This is a genomic window from Corallococcus exercitus (genome assembly GCF_003611585.1).
Classification (GTDB): Bacteria; Myxococcota; Myxococcia; order Myxococcales; family Myxococcaceae; genus Corallococcus; species Corallococcus exercitus.
In genome coordinates this window covers 1-1,002 of record NZ_RAVW01000808.1, presented here as the reverse complement: position 1 = coordinate 1,002, position 1,002 = coordinate 1, and the positions used below count along the sequence as shown (strand labels likewise).

Here is a 1,002-nt window from a genome sequence, read left to right as displayed (position 1 = left end):
CTTGGGGGCCCCCGCCCCCGCGGAGGCCCCCAAGGCGGTGGAGACGGCGCGGGCGCCGGAGAAGGAGGAGCCGAGGCTCGACGTGGACGTGCCGCTGGCGCCCTCCCCCGCTCCGGTGGCGGCGGTGCCCGTGGCCCAGACGCCCGAGCGTCCCAAGGCGAGCGCGGTGGTCGTGGCGTTCGGCCCGTACAAGGGTAAGACGACGTCCGAGCTCTCCGACGACGAGCTGAGCGAGACCATCGACCTGGCGCACGAGAAGCTCATGGAGCAGCCCCGGGCCCGGTGGGCGAAGGCCATGCGCGAGAACCTCACCGCGCTGGAGGCGGAGACGGAGCTGCGCTGCCGCGTGCCGTCGTCCAAGGACGGCGCCGGGACGACCCCGGAGGCCTGAGCGACCGTCGTTCGCTGAAATGAACAACGCCCGCGTTCCCGAAGAGGGGACGCGGGCGTTTCATTTTTCCGGGCGGGAAGGAGCTGGGAAAGGGAGTGCGCCCAGAGGGACTTGAACCCCCAACCCTCGGCTTCGAAGGCCGATGCTCTATCCAGTTGAGCTATAGGCGCGACAGGAAGCGAATGAAGAAGGGCGAATGACCGGGATCGAACCGGCAACCTCCGGAGTCACAGTCCGGCGCTCTAACCAGTTGAGCTACATTCGCCGTCACTTCAACTTCACACGTCACGGCTTTGAAAGCGGCGGTCTCCTACCGTGGAAACCGGGGCCGTTCAAGGCCCAAAACCATCTGCCAGCAGATTTGCGCCCCAGGCAGGACTCGAACCTGCGACCCCCGACTTAGAAGGTCGGTGCTCTATCCAGCTGAGCTACTGGAGCTGGCCCGTCCTGACTGCTGAAACATCACGGCACTTCAAATCGGGGCGAGAGGATTCGAACCTCCGACCCCCTGCGCCCAAGGCAGGTGCGCTACCAGGCTGCGCTACGCCCCGAGAAGTGCCGCATTCTTCGCCTAACGCGAACGGACGCGCAAGCTTGCTGTTCCTGACGCC

Annotated in this window: 4 tRNA genes and 2 pseudogenes; 1 reads left to right on the top strand and 5 read right to left on the bottom strand. The window is 66.5% G+C overall.

Annotated elements, in window-relative coordinates:
* Positions 1–391, top strand: a pseudogene (locus D7W79_RS42215) (phage recombination protein Bet); the annotation flags it as partial.
* On the opposite strand, the pseudogene D7W79_RS46140 reads toward D7W79_RS42215, so the two are convergent.
* From D7W79_RS46140 to D7W79_RS42195, 5 genes and pseudogenes are all read right to left on the bottom strand, one after another.
* Positions 363–455, bottom strand: a pseudogene (locus tag D7W79_RS46140) (hypothetical protein); the annotation flags it as partial. The pseudogenes D7W79_RS42215 and D7W79_RS46140 sit on opposite strands and share 29 nt — an antisense overlap.
* Positions 456–487: 32 nt before the next feature.
* Positions 488–561 (bottom strand) — tRNA-Arg (locus tag D7W79_RS42210).
* A 21-nt stretch (positions 562–582) separates the two neighbouring features.
* Positions 583–656, bottom strand: a tRNA-His gene (locus D7W79_RS42205).
* Between the two features lie 99 nt (positions 657–755).
* Positions 756–829, bottom strand: a tRNA-Arg gene (locus D7W79_RS42200).
* Between the two features lie 39 nt (positions 830–868).
* Positions 869–942 (bottom strand) — tRNA-Pro (locus D7W79_RS42195).
* Between the last annotated feature and the right edge of the window lie 60 nt (positions 943–1,002).